This window comes from Pseudomonas sp. NPDC087804 (genome assembly GCF_044742965.1).
In the GTDB taxonomy this organism is placed as follows: Bacteria; Pseudomonadota; Gammaproteobacteria; order Pseudomonadales; family Pseudomonadaceae; genus Aquipseudomonas; species Aquipseudomonas rustica.
This window is the reverse complement of sequence record NZ_JBIUVN010000001.1, coordinates 1,440,988-1,460,658: the sequence shown is the minus strand read 5'-3', so window position 1 is coordinate 1,460,658 and position 19,671 is coordinate 1,440,988. Positions and strand designations below refer to the sequence as shown.

Below are 19,671 nucleotides of genomic sequence, written 5' to 3'. Positions count from 1 at the left end.
GCTGGTTTTGGGGCCGCTTCGCAGCCCAGCGGGGCGGTGCGACGTTTCGCTAAATCCCCTCGCCACAGGGATCTCCTGGGGACAGGTGATCTTCATACCCACTCGAAAGCAGTGAGGGGTTAAGCAGCCACAGCCTGCTGCTGTTGATTCGGCAGCATCACCGCGCGTACCGAATTGCCCGGTTGCAGTTGCAAACGTTGCGCCGTCAGGCGATCAACCACCAGGCTGCTGCCGACGCGGCGACCACGGGCGACGGTGATGCGGCAGTTTTCCAGACGACGGTTGTGGATCAGCCACAACGGCGCCTGCTCATCTGGCGTGCCAAGGCTCAAGGTCAGTTCCAGGCTGTCGCGCACGGTGCGGATGTTGCGGATCGGCGCCTCTATCACCGGGCCGCCGTCAAAAATGTCGATGTAACCTTTGTGCGCAAATCCTTCGGCTTGAAGAATCTTCAGCGCCGGCTCGGTATTCGGGTGCGCCTGACCGATTGCAGCCTGCGCCTGTTCGGTGAGCAGGCAGGTGTACAGCGGCTGACGCGGCATCAGTTCGGCGATGAAGGATTTGTTGCCCAGTCCGGACAAGTGATCGGCATGGGTGAAATCCATCTGAAAAAAGTGTCGCCCCAGACTGTCCCAGAACGGCGAACAACCCTGCTCATCAGCGCTGCCGCGTAGTTCGGCGATCATCCTTTCACCAAACAGATGCGGAAACTCGGCGACGAACAGCAAACGCCCCAACGACAACAATCGTCCATTGCTGCCGGTGCGCTGATCATGGCGCAGGAACAGCGAACACAGCTCCGATTGCCCGGTCAGTTCGTTGTTGAGGAACAGCGTCGGAATCTGCCGCTGAATCCCCAGATCCGGTGCCGAACTCACAGTCAAACCAACGCGATAGTTGTACCAGGGCTCGCGCAAACCGACCGCGCCCGACATCGCGCTGACGCCGATCACCCGCTGGTCATCGTCTTCGAGCACGAACAGATAGTCGGCGTCGGCGCGTTCCACCTGTTCGGTGAACGCACGTTGCGCCCAGCGCACCCGGTGCGCCAGGCGATCTTCGTTGGCCGGCAGGGTGGTGAACCCCGGGCCGGCCTGTTGAACCAGCGTCATCAACGCAGGAAGGTCGCTGACTTTGACCGGACGGACAATCATGCGGTAACTCCTTTTACGCGCCTGTTCGGGCGGTTCACAGGGCAATCAACCGGATCGGGCTGCCTTCGCTCACGTTCAATGCGGCGCACAGGGCCGGGGTGAGGGCCAGTGGTTGCCCTGGCTGATAATCCAGTTCGGCGACAATCGCGCGGTAACCGTGCAGCGCGTCATTGCTCAGCAGATAACGGCCACGCGCATCGATCTGTGGTTGCGAATGGACTTGAGCGGTCTGGCTATGGGTGATCGAACGGATGTTCGCGGTGCGTGCATACAGCGTCGGACCAGCGTCGAACAGGTCGATGTAGCTGTTGGTTTCGAAGCCTTCGCGCTGAAGAATGTCGAAGGCTTCCTGACCGTCCGGGTGGACGCGACCGATACATTCCTGTGCCGCCAACGGCAGCATCGGCACGTAAATCGGGTATTGCGGCATCAGTTCGGCGAGAAAGCGCCGGCTCTGCAACCCGCACAGGCGTTCGGCTTCAACGTAGGGCAAGTCGAAGAAGTGCTTGCCCAGTGCATCCCAGAATGGCGAGTTGCCGTCCGCATCGCTGTAACCGACAATTTCGGTAATCACTGCCTCGGCAAAACGTTGCGAATGAGCGGCGATAAACAGCAGCCGCGCTCGGGAGAGCAATTCAGAAAATGGCGTGCGCTCCAGCGCCGCGTCGATGTGGAAACCGCGCAGCAGGGTGTGATCGTTGAGGTCGTGGCACAGCGATAACGCCGGCACGCCGTGTTCGATGTTCAACTCGCGCGAGGCACTGGTGAAGTGGCGGTTGCGCAGGCTGTAGAACGGTTCATCAAAACCCGCCGTCGAGACAATCTCGGAGCAACCGACGAGGCGCCGGTTATCCATATCTTCGAGCACGAAAAAGTAATTCTCCGGGCCGTGCGCGCTCGCATCGCGCTCGAACGACGCACAGGACGCGGCGATTTTCTCGCGCAACCGTTCGCTGTCATCCGGCAGGGAGGTCACGCCCACCAGACTGTCGCGGGCCAATTGTTGCAACTGAGGCAGGTCGGTTATCTCGACTGGGCGTAAGACCAGCATGGATGTACTCCTGTATCAAAAGATTCGGCGAATTCGCCGAACCTGACTATCACTGTCGGTTTCCACGCGCGAAATCAGCGGTCGCCTGATTTGTTGTCAGACGCCGCCCTTTTTTATGTCAGCCATTGCTCGGATCGGGCAGTGCGGTGCTGGCGCCGAGCTTGTTGAGAAAGAACAGGTACACCAGCCCCAGCGCGATCCAGATCAGGCCGAGTTTTTGTGCATCGACGCCCATGTTGTACATGATGGCCGCGACGATGATGAAGCCGATCACCGGGCAGATCAGGTGGCGGATAACCTGGCCGGATTTCTGCCGACGCCAGTAGTAGTTGATCACCGTCAGGTGCAGCAGCATGAAACCGCTGAGTGCGCCGAAGTTGACCAGCGAGGTCAGGGTGTCGACCGAATTGATGAACAGGTAGCAGATCAGCAGCGACAGCACGGCCACGAGATAGATACTCAAGTACGGCGTGTTGTGTTTCGGGTGCACCTTGGCCAGCACTTTCGGCAGTTTGCCGTCGCGGGCCATGCCAAACAGCAGACGCGACACGGCGGCTTGCGAGGTGATCGCCACAGCAACGCCCCACGCCAATGCAGTCGCTACGCCGGTGACGGTTGCCAGCCAACTGCCAGCGGCGATTTCGGCGATTTCATAGAAGGCGGTGTCGGCGGATTTGAAGCCCATGCCGGCTGCCAGATCGGTGGCAATCCAGGTTTGCGCGACGAAAATCACCCCCATCACGATCAGCGTGATCAGTGCGGCTTTGCCGACGCTTTTGCCCGGATCACCTTTGATTTCCTCGGCGAGCGTCGAGATCGCGTCGAAGCCGAGGAACGACAGCACGGCAATCGATACCGCTTGCATCAGCAGGGCGAAGTTGAAGGTTTCCGGGTTGTACAGCGGCGCCAGGGTCAGCTCGCCGTTACCGCCACCGTTGTGCAGGGCCGTCCACGCGTAGAACAGGAAAATGCCCAGCACGACCAACTGTGCCAGCAGAAAAATGATGTTCATCCGCGCCGTGAAAGTGATGCCGCGCAGGTTGACGAAAGTCGCGCTGACCAGGAACGCCAGAATGAAGCCGACTTTCGGAATGTCCGGATACAAATGATTGAGCGCCATCGCCGCGTACACATACAGCAGCGGTGGAATCAGTAGATAGTCGAGCAGCATCAGCCAGCCAGCGATGAAGCCGACGTGTTGATTGAGGCCGCGTTGCGCGTAGGAATACACCGAGCCGGCAATCGGAAAAGCCTTGGCCATACTGCCGTAGCTCAGCGCGGTGAACAGCATTGCCACCATGCCAATGATGTACGCCAGCGGCACCATCCCCGGTGCCTCGGCGTTAACGTAGCCATACACGCCGAACGGGGCGATGGGGATCATGAAGATCATCCCGTACACCACCAGGTCGGTGAGCGTCAGGCTCCGTTTCAACTCTTGCTTGTAGCCGAATTCTTCAATTTCCATGAAGCGCAACTCCTTGTCAGCCAATCGGTCGTTTTAGTTGTTATGTCGGTCCATCGTTTGCAGCTTCAGCGGTCTTTCGTTACAGCAATGGCGTGAGGTATCCGGCCCAGCGCGATACGGCTTCGGGGCTGCGCAGCAAATCGTTGCGCACCTCGATCAGCACCGAATCCAGGCCCCGCGCATCGCCGTGTACGGGCACGGTCATGTCACCCAGTGGATCAATCTTGTACGGCTGATTGCCCGCGACTTTCAGCGGATGTTCGCCGAGGCCATCGAGCAGACGTTGCGCGTACTCCTTTGCTTGACCGAACAGCACGCCAATTTCCAGTGGTCGTGGCTGGCCGTAATACACCGGGGTGAAACTGTGGATCCCCACCACGCGCACCGGTTGACCCTGTGCAACGCGTTCATCGATCAGCGTCTGCAAACGCGCATGAAACGGCTTGAACAGCGTCTGACGTCGGTATTCGCGCGTGGCTTCGTCGAGCTCGCGGTTACCCGGAATCTGATAAATCTCGCTCTGTGCCGGAATGCTGTCCGGCGCATGGCGTGGGCGATTCAGGTCGATCAGCAACCGTGAATAGTTTGCGCTCAACAGCGTTGCGCCCAGTTGTTCCGACAATTGCTCGGCCAGTTGCAGCGCACCAATGTCCCAGGCGATGTGTTCACGTGCGGCGGCATCGTCCAGGCCTAGATTATTCAGGGCCTCGGGGATGTAGCGGCTGGCGTGCTCGCACACCAGAATCAAAGGATGCGTCGAGTCGGCGCGGCTCAGGTTGTAGACCGGTCGGGTAAACAACCCCAGCTCGGCGGATTCAGTACAGGCGTGCATAGTGCTCACACAGGTCAGCGGGCGAGAGCTGTTCCGTCAGCGCCAGTTCCTCGGTTTTAAGGGCGTGGTATGTGTCGAGTAACGGCTTGGGCAGCCATTCGTTGAAGGCTGCACTGTTGCGCAGGCAATCCAGTGCCTGGGCCAGCGAGGCGGGCAGGGCGACAATGCCCCGAGCCTTGCGTTGCTCGTCGTTGAGTGAATCGGGAATTTCATCGGTGATCGCGTTCAGCGCCAGACGCTGTTCGATGCCCAAACGTCCGGCGATCAACAAGGCGGCCATGGCCAGATGCGGCGAGGCAGTGGCGTCCATGGCGCGGAATTCGAGGTTGAACTGGTGGGCCACGGATTTGCCGCCGAGAGTCACGGTCGGGCAGATGCGCAACGCCGCTTCCCGATTTTGCTGGCCGAGGCAGGCATAGGACGCGCTCCAGTGATGTGGCTGCAAACGCTCATACGAAACCGGCGTTGGCGCGGTGAACGCACACAGCGCTGGCAAGTAGTGCAGGATTCCTGCGGCCCAATGCTGACCGATGCTCGACAGACCGTTGCTTGTACCAGCGTCGTACAGCATCGGCTGGCCGCCCAGATCGAGCAGGCTGACATGCAGATGCACACCGTTGCACACCGCTTCCGCTGCAGTTTTCGGCGCGAAACTCAGGTCGAGGCCCATTTGCCGGGCGATCTCCCGGGTGATCTCGCGCACGTTCACCGCGCGGTCTGCGGCCGCTACGCCGAGCGTCGGACGGCAGGTGATTTCGTATTGATGCTTGCCGTATTCGGGCAGGAACATTTCCGGCTCGACGCCGCCAGCACGCAGGGCGCTGAGTAACCAGCCACCGAATTCAGCCCCCTGACGCTGGGCTTCGAGGGAGAACGCCAAGTGTTCGGCGAAACCGGCATGCAGGTTGAATTCGTGTTCAAACGCGGCGTTGACCTGCAAGCCTAACTCATCGCGATAACGTTCGATTTCATCACGCAGCAGCGTGCGTGGGCAGGCGCCCCACGGGCGACCATCGGTTTCGCGGATATCACCGTGAATGAAGTCCAGCGCTGGCGCATTCGCGTCCGGGCCATTGCTGACGGTGACGCGGCTGCTCAGATCCGGGATCAGCCGCAAGTCGCCATAAGCGCCCCATGGATTGGTCGAGGCGATAACGTCCTGTGGCGTCAACGCACTGTTGGCCGGCACCCAGCCGCAACCCGCCGCTTGATAATGCTCAAGCTCATCGGTGGGAAACGAGCGGCCACGGGTGATGCCGATCAAGTCAGTGGTGACGATGGTGGTCATCGGCAGCGGCGTCAGGCGCGCACTCATGGCTGCATCTCCTGCAACCGGCCGAGCACGGTTTGGGTGTCGGTGATCCAGCAATAACCTTTGATCGCGTTCAGGCAGGCGTTGTGCCGTTCGGCGCTGTAAGTGGCGCAGGCGTCTTCGACCAGCGTGACCAGATAACCGCGATCGGCAGCATCGCGCACGGCCATGTCGACGCATTGATCGGTGACGATGCCGGCGATGATCAGGTGGCGGGTTTCGAGGTTGCGCAGCACGTAGTCGATGTTGGTCGAGTTGAACACGCCGGACGAAGTTTTCGGCAGAACGATTTCGTTTTCTACCGGCGTCAGGTCTTCAATGATCCGCGCCTGCACGCTGCCCTTGGGCAGGTGCATGTCCGAAAGTTTGTGGTCGAGCGAACGGTCGCGACCATCGGCGGTGAGGCTTTCGATAATAGTGTGCAGCACGTTCTGCCGCGCTTCGCGAAAGGCACTGAGCAAGCGGCGTTGATTGGGCACCACCTGCATATGCGTTCGGGTCAGGAAGTACTCGGCGTCCGGATCGTTGAGGTGCGGATCGAACTGCGGTTCGAGCCAGGCACGCTGCATGTCCACCAGCAACAGCGCGGTGTGGTCGGTGACAAACGGCAAGTCCCGCGGCGAGCGGTGGGGAAGGCTGAACATCCTTATTTATCCTCCAGCAAGTGGGTGGCGAAGTCGTTGCGCAAGGCGTCGATGCCGTCCAGGCGATCGGCGAGGTTGTCAGTGCGCAGGGTCAGGCAGGCGATCAGCGCCTCGACTTGGGCCAGCGCCGGCACCATGGTGTCGAACGGCGAGGCTGATTCGACCGGGGCGCTGATGATCAAGTCGGCCAGTTCGCGCAGCGGCGAGGCATAAATGTCGGTGAACAGCACCACCCGCGCGTTGTTGGTTTTCGCAGCGGTGGCCACGCGCAGCGCTTGCGTCTGATAGCGGCGATAGTCGAACAGCAGGACGACGTCCTGACGTTGCAGGTCGAACAGCCTGTCGGGCAATTGCGCGTTGTCTTCCAGCGCAAAGCAGCCGGGGCGCAGCAGACGCAAGTGATTGAGCAGGTAAGTCGCCATCAGGCTGCTGAAACGGCCGCCAAAGCAATACACCTGATGCCGCGCGTCGAGCAGCCAGTCGGTCAGGATGCGCACGTCTTCGGGTTGGGTCAGCGATTGGGTTTCGACCAGCAATCGATGGCTGTCGGCCAGGTAATGGCTCCAGGCGTCGTCCTTGTTTTGCTGTGCGCGAGGCTGCAACAGCGTGCGCGGTGAGCGCAGGCGATGATCCATGTCGCTGAGAAGGGCGTCCTGGAATTCGGCGTAACTGCCAAACCCGAGTTTTTTCACCAGACGGACGATGGTCGGATCACTGACGCCGGCATGATCGGCCAGACGTGCCATCGGCCCCAGACCATTGCGCGGGTACTGATCGAGCAAGGCGCGAACGACTTTGCGCTCCGACGGCGTAAGATCCAGGCCGGGATCGGTGATCAGGTCTCTGAGAGGGGGCATCCGGGCTCCTGCTGGATGGGTTTGTCGAATTTGCTTCACAATTCGCCAAAACAGTATTTATGTAACTGAGGTTACATGTCTAGCGAATTTTTCGTGGGTTGGCCAAGCTGTGAAACAGGCACGAAACGCCCGTGTAACAGGGTCTACGCGGTGGTCGACTGAGCTTGTAGTCCATTGCCCATTGTTGTGTCAGACATTACCGATATTTGCTGACGCGGATCGTCACTTCCTGAACAGCGAGTTGCCCGCTAAGCCCCTGTTTACGGCACAATTGCCGCCCGCGAAGATTGCATTAGTCCATTTCAGACCCTTCGAGTGAGTGATCCCCTGTGCAAACCACCCGGTTGACTCTGATTTGCCATGCTCGAACCGTCGCACAGAAATTGGCGTGTTTTCCTACAAACGAGCCTGTTGAAAATCCGCTGGCGGCGTCCGACTTGCTGGCTGATCGATATGCCACGGCGTCCCGTATTCTGTGCGGGCCGGAATTACGCACACAGCAGACCGCTGCGTGGTTTGGCGCAAACGCGCAGATCGACGAGGCATTGCGCGATTGCGATTGGGGTCGCTGGCACGGTCAGTCGATCAAGGAGCTGCAACATAAGGAAGGCGAAGCGCTGCAAGCCTGGCTGGCAGACCCGAGTGCCGCACCGCATGGCGGCGAATCGGTGGTTAAGGTCTCTGAGCGCGTGGCGAAATGGCTGGACGAATTGAAAGTGACGCCTGGCCATATCGTCGCGGTGACTCACCCCTACATCGTGCGCGCGGCGCTGATGCAGGTGGTGCAGGGCGCAGCCTTCAACGCGATAGATGTCGAACCGCTGGCGGCGGTCGAATTACGATTTAACGGTATCTGGCGTTTGCGTTTGCCGGGTATCGATCTTGAGGAAAGATTTTGATGAAACAACTATTGGTCATCGGCATCGGCGCCGGCAATCCCGACTACATCACCATGCAAGCGGTGAAAGCGCTGAATCAGGTCGACGTGTTCTTCCTGATGGACAAGGGCCAGAGCAAGGACAAGCTGATCGACCTGCGCCGGGAGATCTGCGATCGCTATATCACCGATCCCGACTACCGCTTCGCCGAAGCGCATTGCCCGGAACGCGAGCGCGGCGACGTCGATTACACCTCGGCAGTGGTGGATTTGAACCAGGCCAAGCAGCAGACCTTCGAGCGGATGATCAACGAAGAATTATCCGACGGCCAATGTGGCGGTTTCCTCGTCTGGGGCGACCCGGCGTTGTACGACAGCACCGTGCGTATTTTGCAGTCGATTCTGGCCGAGGGCCGCTGCGAGTTCGAGTTTGAGGTAATTCCGGGGATCACCAGCGTTCAGGCGCTGGCGGCGCAGCACAAAGTGCCGTTGAACACCATCGGGCGCTCCATCGAAATCACCACCGGCCGGCGTTTGGCGGCGGGGAAGGTGAGTGACACTGACAGTCTGGTGGTGATGCTTGATGCGGAAGATTCCTACCATCATGTGGCGGATCCGCAGACGCAGATTTACTGGGGCGCCTACCTGGGCACGCCGGATGAAATTTTGATCAGCGGCAAGTTGGGGGAAGTGGCTGACGAGATAGAGCGCGTGCGCAAGGCGGCGCGGGCTGAGCATGGGTGGATTATGGATACCTATTTGTTGCGCAAGCCTTAGGTCTTCGCTGGTCGGGCGGGCCTCTTCGCGGGCAAGCCTTGCTCCTACAAGGGATCGCGGTGATCCTTGTAGGAGCAAGGCTTGCCCGCGAAGGCATATTCAAAAACACCTCAAGAACTGGCATTGACCCCACGCCCAAACCGCTCCCGATACACCGACGGCGGCACCCCGACCACGCTGCGAAACGCCACCCGAAAGCTCTCCACCGAGCGATACCCGCAACGCAACGCAATCTGATCGGTATTGTGCGGCGTACTCTCAAGCAACTCCCGCGCCCGCGCCACCCGTTCATGCTGCAACCATGCCTTCGGCGACTGCCCACTGGCCTCGGTAAAACGCCGCAGAAACGTGCGCTCACTCATCGCCGCCTCGCTGGCCAGATCACGCACTTCCAGCGGCTCATGCAAACGCTCGCGCGCCCATTGCATCACCCGTGACAAATCATTGCGCGGCGTCGCGCTGACCGGCGTTGGAATGAATTGCGCCTGTCCGCCGGTGCGCTGCGGCGACATCACCAGTCTTCTTGCGACCGAGTTGGCGACCTGAGTGCCAAAGTCCCGCGCCACCAGATGCAGGCAGGCATCAATCCCCGCCGCGCTGCCGGCCGAGGTGATCAACTGGCCGGAGTCGACGTAAAGCACATCCGGGTCGACGTCGATCGCCGGAAAGCGCTGCGCCAGTTCCGTGGTGTAGCGCCAATGCGTGGTGGCGCCATGGCCATCGAGCAAGCCAGTGGCCGCCAGCACAAACACGCCAGAGCAGATCGACAGCAGTCGCGCACCGCGTGCGTGAGCCTGACGCAACGCCTCGATCAGGGCCGGCGGCACCGCTGCATTGCCGTCGCGCCAACCGGGAATGATGATGGTGCGCGCCTCGGCGAGCAGTTCCAGGCCACCATCGGCCAGCACTTGAATCCCGCCCATCGCACGCATCGGGCCTTGATCGACGGCGGCAATCGCGTGTTCGTACCACGGGAAATCGAACTCCGGCCGCGCCAGTCCGAAAATCTCCACGGCGATGCCGAACTCGAAGGTACAGAGGCCGTCGTAGGCCAGAATCGCGACCAGTCCTGGTGATGTAGGCATTTGGCGGAAAATTCCCGGTGAGTGTCTTGTGCGCCACTGTAGCGATTCGCGCCGGCTCGATAAAGTCTGTTCACACCCCATCAGACGTAGGAGCAATACCCATGACCAGCCTGGTTCGCGACATTCCTGCCGCACCGTCGGCGATTGCCTTGATGCATTTCAGCAACCGTCTGACCTTCGAAACCGATTGTTCCGACGTGTTCAGCAGCCAGGAGGCGGGGGAGATCGATTTTGTGCTGGTCGATGTGCGCGGGCCGCTGGCCTTTGAGCGCGGGCATGTGCCGGGCGCGATCAACATTCCGACACGGCTGCTGACGGCTCAGGGTTTGGCGGGCTACCCGGGCAACACATTGTTTGTGGTGTATTGCGCCGGCCCGCATTGCAACGGCGCCAACAAAGCCGCAGTGAAACTGGCGGCGTTGGGTTATCCGGTCAAAGAAATGATCGGCGGCGTGACGGGTTGGCTGGATGAAGGGTTTGCACTAAGCGTGGCGCACCCCGCCAACACCCCCATCAACTGCGCCTGCTGAATCATCCAGTGTAGGAGCTGCCGAAGGCTGCGATCTTTTGATCCTGCTTCTAAAAAAACCAGATCAAAAGATCGCAGCCTGCGGCAGCTCCTACACGGGAATTTGTGAGATTTCTGCTCTGAAAAAGGACTTGTCCTACAGCCTCCGCACCACGACCGCGCAGCCTTTGACCTCGGTCAATCGACTCGCCGATCTTCTGTAAGTATTTGTCGCTTAAACACAATTTACCCTGTGCGCGCCGCCATAGACTGCCGGCCTCTTCGGTTTTTGCTGCTAATTGGCCATGACCGAACGCTGAATCGAAAGCTGCCAATAAAAGCCTCCGCACACAGGAGTTATAAATGAAGAAGCTAGTGATGTTCGGTGCCCTGGCACTGTCGATGTTGTCCCTGACCGCTGTGGCCGAAGACGCCAAACCGATCCGCATCGGTATCGAAGCCGGTTACCCGCCATTCTCGATGAAAACCCCTGACGGCAAACTCACCGGTTTCGACGTGGACATCGGCGATGCGCTGTGCGCGCAGATGAAAGTCAAATGTACCTGGGTTGAGCAAGAGTTCGATGGCCTGATCCCGGCGCTGAAAGTGAAGAAGATTGACGCGATTCTGTCGTCGATGACCATCACCGACGACCGCAAGAAGAACGTCGATTTCACCATCAAGTACTACCACACCCCGGCCCGCTTCGTGATGAAGGAAGGCTCCGGTGTCAAAGACCCTCTAACTGAGCTCAAAGGCAAGAAAGTCGGCGTGCTGCGTGCCAGCACCCATGACCGTTACGCCACTGAAGTGCTGGTGCCAGCCGGGATCGACCTGGTGCGTTACGGCTCGCAGCAGGAAGCCAACCTCGACATCGTTTCTGGTCGTCTTGACGCGATGCTGGCCGACTCGGTCAACCTCAGCGACGGTTTCCTGAAAACCGACGCCGGCAAAGGTTTTGAATTCGTTGGCCCGACCTACGAAGACGCCAAGTACTTCGGCGGCGGCGCTGGCATTGCCGTGCGCAAGGGCGATACCGCCCTGGCTGAGCAATTCAACAAAGCCATCACCGAAATCCGCGCCAATGGCGAGTACAAGAAAGTCCAGGACAAGTACTTCGACTTTGATGTTTACGGTCATTAATACGCCGTAAGAAAAAAGTGGCCCCGTTTGCGCGGTGGCCACTTTTTTTGCGCCCATGATTTATCCTGCACCACACATTTCTAATGTAGGAGCTGCCGCAGGCTGCGATCTTTTGATCTTGTTTTTGAGTATCAAAAGATCGCAGCCTGCGGCAGCTCCTACAGAAACATCGGAGTTTTCCTATGCAACGCATCGATCATGTTCTGCCCTGGAGCCACTTGGGCAGCGAGCGCTCCCTCAGCGTGTTTCGCTACGGCGCAGGCACGCGCAAGGTGTACATCCAGGCCAGCCTGCACGCCGATGAACTGCCGGGCATGCGCACCGCGTGGGAACTCAAGCAACGCCTCAATGAACTTGAACAGCAAGGTCGCCTGCAAGGCGTAATCGAGCTGGTGCCGGTGGCCAACCCGATCGGGCTCGATCAGCATCTGCAAGGCGCGCACATGGGCCGCTTCGAACTGGGCAGCGGCAAGAATTTCAACCGCGCGTTCGTTGAACTGAGCGCGCCGGTCGCGGCGATGATCGGCGAGCGTCTTGGCGCCAATGCCGAGGCCAACGTCGCGCTGATCCGTCAGACGATGCTTCAGGTGTTCGATGAGCTGCCAGCCCCGGCTTCGCAACTGGAAGCGATGCATCGCTTGCTGCTGCGTCACGCTTGCGATGCCGACATCACCCTCGATCTGCATTGTGATTTTGATGCTGCGATTCACCTATATGCATTGCCGCAACACTGGCCGCAGTGGCAATCGTTGGCCGCACGGTTGAAGGCGGGGGTGGCGTTGTTGTGTGAGGACTCCGGCGGCAGCTCTTTCGACGAATCCTGTTCGACACCTTGGCTGCGTTTGGCCCGGGCCTTCCCGGATGCGGCGATTCCCGCTGCGAACCTCGCGACCACGCTGGAGCTGGGCAGCATGGGCGACACTCGCGTCGACCAAGCCCAAGCCAATTGCGAGGCGATTCTGGGTTTCCTTGCCGAGCAGGGTTTCATCAGCGGCGAATGGCCGGCCGCGCCGAGCGAGTGTTGCGAAGGCCTGCCGTTTGAAGGCACCGAATACCTGTTCGCGCCGCATCACGGTGTGGTGAGTTTCCTGCGCAATGCGGGTGAATGGGTGGAGAAGGGCGATGCGCTGTTTGAGGTGGTGGATCCGTTGCAGGATCGCGTGACCACCGTATGCGCCGGCACCAGTGGCGTGTTGTTTGCGATTGATCGCGGGCGTTATACGGAGCCTGGGATCTGGCAGGCGAAAGTGGCGGGGCGGGTAGCGTTTCGTACCGGGAAGCTGACTAACGACTGAAGGTCATCGGTAAATCTTCTGGCCTCATCGCGAGCAGGCTCACTCCTACATTTGGAATGCGTCCCCCCTGTAGGAGTGAGCCTGCTCGCGAAGGCGCCATCAGCAACACTACTGCATTTGGATCCTCACCGAGGAATGTTAGGCTCCCCCCCGAACCCGACACTCTGTGAAGGAAGGCTCTATGTTGAAGGCGTTTGCTCTGTTGACCCTGCTGGCGTCCACCGCCGTTCAGGCACAAACCTCGCTGCAATCCGATCTGCCGCTCAAGTACATCGAACAGGTTCACGCTGACGCCGAGCCGCGTCCGCTGGTGATTTTCCTGCACGGTTACGGCAGTAACGAAGCCGATTTGATCGGCATGAAGTTCCAATTGCCAGCGCAGTACAACTACCTGTCAGTGCAGGCTCCGTTGTCGTTGGGCGAAGGACGTTATCAATGGTTTCGCAAGAAAGGCGAAGGTGCCTACAACGGCGAGACCGATGATCTGAAGGTCAGCGGCCAGAAACTGCGGGATTTTGTCGCGCAAGCGGCGAAGAAATATCACACCACCCCGGACAAGGTGTACCTGATCGGTTTCAGTCAGGGCGCGATGATGACCTACGAAGTGGGCTTGCGACCGCCGGCAGCTGTTGGCGGTATCGCCGCGTTGAGCGGGCGCTTGTTGCCGGTGTTAAAAACCGAGCTGAAGGCCGAACAACAGCCGCTGCCGCTGAGCATCTTCATCGGCCACGGTACTGCCGATGATCGAGTGCCGTACCACGACGGCACCGAAGCCAAAGCCATGCTGGAGAAGCTCGACTACAAACCACAATTTCACGCCTATCCCGGCGTTGGCCACAGCATCAGTGCGGCCGAACTGCGGGATCTGAACGGCTGGTTGCAGCAGCTCAATCCTTGAGGATGGTTTTGATCAGCTTGTCGTGGCCGGCCTTGTCGCTGACCCGGGAAATCACCTGAACCAGCGCCATGTGCGTGCCGGAGCCGGCCATCAACGTAGTGTTGAGGGTCTGGCCGCCGCCCTGAGTGGCGGTGCTGTCGACCTGGCGCAGGCCAAGGCCGGTGCCTTTCTGCGTCAGACTTTTCTCGCTGAGCTTGTTGAAGTCCGGCAGCGCCTTACGCTGAGCGTCGATGAAGTCCGACACGGTGCCGTCGAGGAACGCGCTGTCGTTGTCCTTGACGTTGTTGCCTTCGGGAATCAGGTTTTCGGCGGCGATGACCACGGTTTTCGTCGTCTGGTTGGTGTACATCGTGCCCTTGGCGCCCGTCGGGCTGGTCGGCAACGGGTCGGCCACGAAGCCTTTGGGCAGGACGAAGGTGAACTTGCCGTCGAGCATCGAGACTTTCTCGGCGCTGGCGGTTTCTTTGGCCTTGGCCGCTTGAGCGTTGATGGCGCCGAGGCCGGCGACTGCCGCGAGTAAAAGGACAACGGCTTTTTTGCTCAACAGTGACATTCGAATCTCCAAGGGATGGTCGCGCTTAGGCGGGCGATCATCCCATGCAGAGGCCTGGCACTCCAGCCCGGCTCGTCTGAACCCGCCTCCTGAGGTCGGGTATGCACCTTGTGGCGAGGGGATTTATCCCCGCTGGCGTGCGCAGCGCGCCCATCTTTTTTACGACTGTTGCGCAGCCGAACGGGGATAAATCCCCTCACCACAGGGGACGGTTTCAACTTTGAGGTTGGGGCGTTTTAGAGGAAGGAGGTTTTGCCAGCAGCTTGCGGGTGACTCCAAGCATCGCCACCGATACGGCGACACCCACGGCAAACCCACTCAGCCCCATGCTCGGCAACGTCAGCGCCGACACCAGACAAAACGCCGAAAACGAATACATCCCCGTCGCCGTCGCGCGCAGCAATGCCGCTGTAAACGCCGACCCGCGCGTCTGCTGGGAAAATACCGCCATCACACTGCCGAGCACCGGGAACACCGCGAGCAAACCGCTCCAGCGTTCACCGACGGTGCTGGCAAGCATCGTCACCACCAGCGTCAACGCCGCGCCAGCAATCATCCGCCAGATCAATTTGTCTGACTTTGGCGCCGTACCCTTCAGCACTGGTTGCACATCCGGAAACAGATAAGGCGAGGCGAGCAGGGCAACCGCCGCCGCCGCCACCGAAAACGGCAGCGACGGTGGAATCAGCGACAGCACCAGCGCCAACACAGCCCAGACCGTCATCGATATCGCCAGCGCCCACGGCCAGTTCGCCCGTTGCGCGACCTGCGCATAGGTAATGCAGAAAGCGATCATCGCGAACATCGCCGACAACGCCGCCACCGCCGAATGTGCGGCAAATTGCGGCCCCTGTTCGATGGCGAGGAAAAACAGAATCGGCCCGACCACCACCGGCAACCCCGACAGCCACCCGGCCACGCTCGGCCCCCAACGCTTGCCGGCCAGCGAGATCAGCAAGAGAAAACCGGGAATCAGCAGCAGTTTGAGGATCAGCACGCAGGTGGCTCCGTCGAGTGAGAGACGCTCACGTTAGCATCGACGAACGCGGATTGCTGCATCGTTGTACAAAAATTGTATACAAAGTGCTTGGGCGGATAGCCGACTATGCTCTGATCATCAGGGCTTGCCGGAGTCGATGCCGCGATGAACAGAACACCGAAGGTGTTACGTGGATGCTGCGGCATAGGCTTGTGGGCCTTGTTGCTCACGCCGACCTGGGCCAATTGGCAGGACGCCGTGCCCGGTGCGCAAATCATCGGCACCGGTGATTTCAGTGTGTTCGGTTTCGATGTCTACAACGCGCGATTGTGGAGTGCCGCGCGACCGCTGGCGGACGGTCAGCCCTTCGCGCTGGAACTGATCTACCGCCGCACCATTTCTCGCGATGATCTGGTCAAGGCCAGTGTCGACGAAATCAAACGCCTCGGAGGGCCCAGCGTCAGCCCTGCACAGCTGGCCGGTTGGCAAATTCAGATGCAGCAATCCTTCGTCGATGTGCAGGCCGGTACGCGTATTACCGGCGTTTATCTGCCGGGGCAGGGCGCACGGTTTTTTGTCGGGCAACAGTTGCAGCATGAGATCGATGATCCGCAGTTCGCCCGGGCGTTTTTCGACATCTGGCTGGATCCGCGCACGCGCAGTCCCGAATTGCGCGAGCAGTTGTTGGGCGTGGGTCGATGAAGATCAAAAGATCGCAGCCTGCGGCAGCTCCTACAGGTGCGATCTTTTGATCTTCAACGTAACCGCTGAAACGTCTAAGCTGCGTCTTTCCGACTTGTTTCTGGATGTGTGCGTGAAATTCAGTGTGCCCAAAATCGCCACCGCGCCGTTTTGCCCGCCGGAAGTGGCCGGCAGTGTCGCGGTCGACCCCAACGCCCCCTTCTTCAAACGCGTACTGCGTTTCGCCGGCCCCGGTCTATTGGTGTCGATCGGCTACATGGATCCGGGCAACTGGGCGACTGCGATCGAAGCCGGTTCGCGCTTCGGCTACAGCCTGTTGTTCGTGGTGTTGCTGGCGAGTCTGGCGGGCATGGTTGTGCAATGTTTGTGTTCGCGGCTGGGCATCGCCACCGGCCGCGATCTGGCGCAATTGTCCCGCGAACGCTACAGCACGCCGACCGCACGCTTGCAGTGGATATTGGCGGAGATTTCTATCATCGCCACCGACCTCGCCGAAGTGCTCGGATGCGCACTGGCGTTTCACCTGTTGCTCGGTTGTTCGCTGACCTTCGGCATTGCCCTGACCGCGTTCGACACGCTGCTGGTGCTGGCCCTGCAGAACCGTGGATTTCGCCGACTGGAAGCGATCATGCTGGTGCTGGTCGCGACTATCGGTGTGTGTTTCTTCGTTGAACTGGTGCTGATCAAACCGTACTGGCCTGACGTTTTCCAAGGCTTCAAACCGTCGCTGTCGGCGATCAGCGACGCTGCGCCTTTGTACCTGGCGATCGGCATTCTCGGTGCAACGGTGATGCCGCATAACCTTTACCTGCATACCTCCATCGTGCAGACCCGGATGATCGGCAAGGATCTGGCGAGCAAGCAGGACGCGGTGAAACTGGCGCGCATCGACACCATCGGTTCGCTGGCGCTGGCGTTGCTGGTCAACGCGGCGATTCTGATTCTCGCGGCAGCGGCGTTTCACCAGTCCGGGCACACCGACGTGGTCGACATTCAAGACGCCTATCACTTGCTCGACCCGCTGGTCGGTGGCGCGCTGGCCAGCGTGTTATTCGGCGTGGCGCTGCTGGCGTCGGGGCAGAGTTCGACCTTTACCGGCACCATCGCCGGGCAGGTGATCATGGAGGGTTATCTCAATCTGCGGATTCCGTGCTGGCAGCGGCGCTTGATCACGCGCGGGCTGGCGCTGATTCCGGCGTTTATTGGCGTGTGGTTGATGGGCGATAACGCGGTGGGGAAACTGCTGGTGATGAGTCAGGTGGTGTTGAGTTTGCAGCTGCCGTTTGCGCTGTATCCGCTGATTCGCATGACCAATGACAAACAGCTGATGGGGCCGTTTGTGAATCGGTGGCCGACAAGGGTGTTGGCGTGGGGGTTGTTTGTGGTGATCAGTGGCGCGAATGCCTGGTTGATCTTGCAATTGGCTGGCTGAGGTTTTGTGGTGTCAGGGCTGGCCCCATCGCGAGCAGGCTCACTCCTACAGGATCGGGTTCACAAATCCCTTGTAGGAGTGAGCCTGCTCGCGATGGCGTCAAAACATTCAACAAACATTTCGAACAGACAAAAAAAGACCCGGTGCAACCAACGCTGCACCGGGTTTTTGTTGCCAGCAACCAACGGATGTCGTGGATCCGCCGCCTGCCGTTGAACTCTTGCTTACGCGCGTTCCAGCGCCAATGCCACGCCTTGACCGCCGCCAATGCACAAGGTCGCCAGACCCTTCTTCGCATCACGCTTGATCATTTCATGCAGCAGCGTCACCAGTACACGGCAGCCCGATGCGCCGATCGGGTGGCCCAGCGCAATGGCGCCGCCGTTGACGTTGACCTTGCTCAGATCCCATTGCAGATCCTTGGCCACCGCCAGCGATTGTGCAGCGAAGGCTTCGTTGGCCTCGATCAGGTCGAGCTGGTCGATGTTCCAGCCAGCCTTGTCCAGGCAGCGGCGAGTCGCCGATACCGGGCCGATGCCCATGATCGCCGGGTCAACGCCGGCGTTGGCGTAAGCAGCGATTTTCGCCAGTACTGGCAAACCCAAGGCTTTGGCTTTTTCCGCGCTCATCAGGATCACAGCGGCAGCACCATCGTTCAGCGACGAAGCGTTGCCGGCGGTGACACTGCCGTCCTTTTTGAACGCCGGACGCAGTTTCGCCAGCGATTCAGCGGTGGTGTCGCCGCGTGGCTGCTCGTCGACCTTGAATGCCAGCGGATCGCCTTTGCGCTGTGGAATCAGGATCGGGGTGATTTCATCGACAAAGCGACCGGCCTCAATGGCGGCGGCAGCTTTCTGCTGGGACGCGGCAGCAAAGGCGTCTTGCTGCTCACGGCTGATTTCGTATTTGTCGACGAGGTTTTCGGCAGTGATGCCCATGTGGTAATCGTTGAACGCATCCCACAGACCATCGCTGATCATGGTGTCGACGATTTGCGCGTGGCCCATGCGCAGACCGGTGCGGGCGCCCGGCATTACATAGTTGGACAGGCTCATGTTTTCCTGGCCGCCGGCGATGATCACGTCCGCGTCGCCGCAACGGATTGATTGCGCGCCGAGGTGCAGGGCCTTGAGGCCCGAGCCACAGACTTTGTTCAGGGTCAGCGCCGGTACCGCGTGTGGCAGGCCAGCCTTGATCGCCGACTGACGCGCGGGGTTTTGACCTGCGCCGGCGGTCAACACCTGGCCCATGATTACTTCATCAACCTGCGCACCGTCCAGACCGGTTTGTTCGAGCAACTGGCGGATCACCGCCGCGCCCAGATCCACCGCAGAAACGCTGGCCAGGGCACCCTGGAAACTGCCGATCGCGGTACGCGTGGCGGCAACAATGACGACGTCTTGCATTTTCGAATTCCTCACTCGGCAGCGAACTGCATTTCCGGTACGTGATCCGGGACGATCAGTTTACCAGCGGTTTTGGCGACGATTTCCTCGACGCTGACGCCAGGTGCGCGTTCCTTGAGGACAAAAGCGCCATTTTCGATTTCCAGGTAGGCGAGGTCGGTCAGCACACGCTTGATGCAACCAGCGCCGGTCAGCGGCAGGCTGCATTTGGACAGCAGCTTGGACTCACCATCTTTCGATGCGTGGGTCATGATCACGATGATGTTGTCGGCGCCCGCCACCAGATCCATCGCGCCGCCCATGCCCTTGACCAGTTTGCCGGGGATCATCCACGAAGCGATGTTGCCCTCGACGTCGACTTCGAACGCGCCGAGCACGGTCAGGTCGACGTGGCCACCGCGGATCATCGCGAAGGATTCGGCGGAGTTGAAAATCGACGCGCCGATGCGTGCCGTCACGGTCTGTTTGCCGGCGTTGATCATGTCGGCATCGATGGTTTCTTCAGTCGGAAACGGGCCCATGCCGAGCAGGCCGTTTTCCGATTGCAGCATGACTTCCATGCCTTCAGGAATGTAGTTGGCGACCAGGGTCGGAATGCCGATGCCGAGGTTCACGTAGAAGCCGTCCTGCATTTCGCGGGCGACGCGCTGAGCCATTTGTTCGCGGGAAAGTGCCATGTTGTTATTCTCCGTCAGCCT

20 protein-coding genes are annotated in these 19,671 nt (G+C 59.9%); 8 read left to right on the top strand and 12 right to left on the bottom strand.

Annotated features, from left to right (window positions below):
* Positions 1 to 119: 119 nt before the first annotated feature.
* The 7 genes from astA to ACIOMO_RS06405 all read right to left on the bottom strand — a co-directional run bounded on the left by astA (position 120) and on the right by ACIOMO_RS06405 (position 7,318).
* Positions 120 to 1,154, bottom strand: coding sequence for an arginine N-succinyltransferase (gene astA / locus ACIOMO_RS06435; protein ID WP_053119223.1), 1,035 nt, complete (start codon positions 1,152 to 1,154; stop codon positions 120 to 122).
* A gap of 34 nt (positions 1,155 to 1,188) precedes the next feature.
* Positions 1,189 to 2,205, bottom strand: a complete 1,017-nt coding sequence (locus tag ACIOMO_RS06430; RefSeq protein WP_401239118.1) for an arginine N-succinyltransferase — start codon at positions 2,203 to 2,205, stop codon at positions 1,189 to 1,191.
* 118 nt (positions 2,206 to 2,323) lie between these two features.
* Complete coding sequence (locus ACIOMO_RS06425; protein WP_159812482.1) at positions 2,324 to 3,673, bottom strand: APC family permease; 1,350 nt, start codon at positions 3,671 to 3,673, stop codon at positions 2,324 to 2,326.
* 79 nt (positions 3,674 to 3,752) lie between these two features.
* Complete coding sequence (locus tag ACIOMO_RS06420) at positions 3,753 to 4,505, bottom strand: N-formylglutamate amidohydrolase (protein WP_401239116.1); 753 nt, start codon at positions 4,503 to 4,505, stop codon at positions 3,753 to 3,755.
* Positions 4,489 to 5,820: a glutamine synthetase gene (locus ACIOMO_RS06415; protein ID WP_401239114.1), complete on the bottom strand. Its 1,332-nt coding sequence runs from the start codon at positions 5,818 to 5,820 to the stop codon at positions 4,489 to 4,491. The genes ACIOMO_RS06420 and ACIOMO_RS06415 overlap by 17 nt, the downstream gene beginning before the upstream one ends.
* On the bottom strand, positions 5,817 to 6,461 hold the full coding sequence (locus tag ACIOMO_RS06410) for an isochorismatase family cysteine hydrolase (RefSeq protein WP_401239112.1): 645 nt from the start codon (positions 6,459 to 6,461) through the stop codon (positions 5,817 to 5,819). Before ACIOMO_RS06410 ends, ACIOMO_RS06415 begins: the two co-directional genes overlap by 4 nt.
* 2 nt (positions 6,462 to 6,463) lie before the next feature.
* Positions 6,464 to 7,318: a MurR/RpiR family transcriptional regulator gene (locus ACIOMO_RS06405; protein WP_159812478.1), complete on the bottom strand. Its 855-nt coding sequence runs from the start codon at positions 7,316 to 7,318 to the stop codon at positions 6,464 to 6,466.
* 329 nt (positions 7,319 to 7,647) lie between these two features.
* Here ACIOMO_RS06405 and ACIOMO_RS06400 point away from each other — a divergent pair, with 329 nt between their 5' ends.
* Together ACIOMO_RS06400 and cobF are read left to right on the top strand one after the other, a co-directional pair.
* Complete coding sequence (locus tag ACIOMO_RS06400) at positions 7,648 to 8,217, top strand: histidine phosphatase family protein (protein ID WP_401239110.1); 570 nt, start codon at positions 7,648 to 7,650, stop codon at positions 8,215 to 8,217.
* On the top strand, positions 8,217 to 8,972 hold the full coding sequence (gene cobF / locus ACIOMO_RS06395) for a precorrin-6A synthase (deacetylating) (RefSeq protein ID WP_053119239.1): 756 nt from the start codon (positions 8,217 to 8,219) through the stop codon (positions 8,970 to 8,972). The genes ACIOMO_RS06400 and cobF overlap by 1 nt, the downstream gene beginning before the upstream one ends.
* A 110-nt stretch (positions 8,973 to 9,082) precedes the next feature.
* Here the strand turns inward: cobF and ftrA are convergent, their stop codons facing one another.
* Positions 9,083 to 10,057 carry a transcriptional regulator FtrA gene (gene ftrA / locus ACIOMO_RS06390; protein ID WP_401239107.1) on the bottom strand — a complete coding sequence of 325 codons (975 nt, stop codon included), beginning with the start codon at positions 10,055 to 10,057 and terminating at the stop codon, positions 9,083 to 9,085.
* A gap of 101 nt (positions 10,058 to 10,158) precedes the next feature.
* Here ftrA and ACIOMO_RS06385 point away from each other — a divergent pair, with 101 nt between their 5' ends.
* The 4 genes from ACIOMO_RS06385 (at position 10,159) to ACIOMO_RS06370 (ending at position 13,901) form a co-directional block, all read left to right on the top strand.
* Positions 10,159 to 10,587, top strand: a complete 429-nt coding sequence (locus ACIOMO_RS06385) for a rhodanese-like domain-containing protein (protein ID WP_401239105.1) — start codon at positions 10,159 to 10,161, stop codon at positions 10,585 to 10,587.
* Positions 10,588 to 10,928: 341 nt separating this feature from the next.
* Positions 10,929 to 11,708, top strand: a complete 780-nt coding sequence (locus tag ACIOMO_RS06380; RefSeq protein WP_053119245.1) for an ABC transporter substrate-binding protein — start codon at positions 10,929 to 10,931, stop codon at positions 11,706 to 11,708.
* Between the two features lie 182 nt (positions 11,709 to 11,890).
* Complete coding sequence (locus ACIOMO_RS06375) at positions 11,891 to 13,003, top strand: succinylglutamate desuccinylase/aspartoacylase family protein (RefSeq protein ID WP_401239101.1); 1,113 nt, start codon at positions 11,891 to 11,893, stop codon at positions 13,001 to 13,003.
* A gap of 181 nt (positions 13,004 to 13,184) precedes the next feature.
* Complete coding sequence (locus ACIOMO_RS06370; protein ID WP_401239098.1) at positions 13,185 to 13,901, top strand: alpha/beta hydrolase; 717 nt, start codon at positions 13,185 to 13,187, stop codon at positions 13,899 to 13,901.
* Here the strand turns inward: ACIOMO_RS06370 and ACIOMO_RS06365 are convergent.
* Entirely contained in the window at positions 13,891 to 14,454 is a 564-nt protein-coding gene (locus ACIOMO_RS06365; protein WP_053119253.1) for a hypothetical protein, read from the bottom strand. The two genes, ACIOMO_RS06370 and ACIOMO_RS06365, sit on opposite strands and share 11 nt — an antisense overlap.
* A 214-nt stretch (positions 14,455 to 14,668) precedes the next feature.
* Complete coding sequence (locus tag ACIOMO_RS06360) at positions 14,669 to 15,451, bottom strand: hypothetical protein (protein WP_401239095.1); 783 nt, start codon at positions 15,449 to 15,451, stop codon at positions 14,669 to 14,671.
* A gap of 147 nt (positions 15,452 to 15,598) precedes the next feature.
* On the opposite strand from ACIOMO_RS06360, the gene ACIOMO_RS06355 reads away from it, so the two are divergent.
* Entirely contained in the window at positions 15,599 to 16,135 is a 537-nt protein-coding gene (locus tag ACIOMO_RS06355; protein WP_401239093.1) for a chalcone isomerase family protein, read from the top strand.
* A gap of 112 nt (positions 16,136 to 16,247) precedes the next feature.
* Positions 16,248 to 17,567 (top strand): Nramp family divalent metal transporter, encoded by a 1,320-nt coding sequence (locus ACIOMO_RS06350; RefSeq protein WP_282358544.1) that lies wholly within the window; start codon positions 16,248 to 16,250, stop codon positions 17,565 to 17,567.
* A gap of 224 nt (positions 17,568 to 17,791) precedes the next feature.
* Here ACIOMO_RS06350 and ACIOMO_RS06345 read toward each other — a convergent pair whose 3' ends face one another.
* Together ACIOMO_RS06345 and ACIOMO_RS06340 are read right to left on the bottom strand one after the other, a co-directional pair.
* Positions 17,792 to 18,973, bottom strand: coding sequence for an acetyl-CoA C-acetyltransferase (locus ACIOMO_RS06345; protein ID WP_401239090.1), 1,182 nt, complete (start codon positions 18,971 to 18,973; stop codon positions 17,792 to 17,794).
* 11 nt (positions 18,974 to 18,984) lie between these two features.
* The gene (locus ACIOMO_RS06340) at positions 18,985 to 19,650 is read right to left on the bottom strand and encodes a CoA transferase subunit B (protein ID WP_008082425.1); all 666 of its coding nucleotides are present in this window, start codon (positions 19,648 to 19,650) and stop codon (positions 18,985 to 18,987) included.
* Positions 19,651 to 19,671: the final 21 nt, after the last annotated feature.

Bases quoted from the DNA above. Each gene is read 5' to 3' on its own strand.
- ACIOMO_RS06420 (WP_401239116.1), bottom strand. From the start codon at position 4,505: ATGCACGCCTGTACTGAATCCGCCGAGCTGGGGTTGTTTACCCGACCG.
- ACIOMO_RS06425 (WP_159812482.1), bottom strand. From the start codon at position 3,673: ATGGAAATTGAAGAATTCGGCTACAAGCAAGAGTTGAAACGGAGCCTG.
- ACIOMO_RS06355 (WP_401239093.1), top strand. From the start codon at position 15,599: ATGAACAGAACACCGAAGGTGTTACGTGGATGCTGCGGCATAGGCTTG.
- ACIOMO_RS06345 (WP_401239090.1), bottom strand. From the start codon at position 18,973: ATGCAAGACGTCGTCATTGTTGCCGCCACGCGTACCGCGATCGGCAGT.
- ACIOMO_RS06370 (WP_401239098.1), top strand. From the start codon at position 13,185: ATGTTGAAGGCGTTTGCTCTGTTGACCCTGCTGGCGTCCACCGCCGTT.
- ACIOMO_RS06385 (WP_401239105.1), top strand. From the start codon at position 10,159: ATGACCAGCCTGGTTCGCGACATTCCTGCCGCACCGTCGGCGATTGCC.
- ACIOMO_RS06415 (WP_401239114.1), bottom strand. From the start codon at position 5,820: ATGAGTGCGCGCCTGACGCCGCTGCCGATGACCACCATCGTCACCACT.
- ACIOMO_RS06365 (WP_053119253.1), bottom strand. From the start codon at position 14,454: ATGTCACTGTTGAGCAAAAAAGCCGTTGTCCTTTTACTCGCGGCAGTC.
- astA (WP_053119223.1), bottom strand. From the start codon at position 1,154: ATGATTGTCCGTCCGGTCAAAGTCAGCGACCTTCCTGCGTTGATGACG.
- ACIOMO_RS06430 (WP_401239118.1), bottom strand. From the start codon at position 2,205: ATGCTGGTCTTACGCCCAGTCGAGATAACCGACCTGCCTCAGTTGCAA.
- ACIOMO_RS06340 (WP_008082425.1), bottom strand. From the start codon at position 19,650: ATGGCACTTTCCCGCGAACAAATGGCTCAGCGCGTCGCCCGCGAAATG.
- cobF (WP_053119239.1), top strand. From the start codon at position 8,217: ATGAAACAACTATTGGTCATCGGCATCGGCGCCGGCAATCCCGACTAC.
- ftrA (WP_401239107.1), bottom strand. From the start codon at position 10,057: ATGCCTACATCACCAGGACTGGTCGCGATTCTGGCCTACGACGGCCTC.
- ACIOMO_RS06405 (WP_159812478.1), bottom strand. From the start codon at position 7,318: ATGCCCCCTCTCAGAGACCTGATCACCGATCCCGGCCTGGATCTTACG.
- ACIOMO_RS06375 (WP_401239101.1), top strand. From the start codon at position 11,891: ATGCAACGCATCGATCATGTTCTGCCCTGGAGCCACTTGGGCAGCGAG.
- ACIOMO_RS06380 (WP_053119245.1), top strand. From the start codon at position 10,929: ATGAAGAAGCTAGTGATGTTCGGTGCCCTGGCACTGTCGATGTTGTCC.
- ACIOMO_RS06410 (WP_401239112.1), bottom strand. From the start codon at position 6,461: ATGTTCAGCCTTCCCCACCGCTCGCCGCGGGACTTGCCGTTTGTCACC.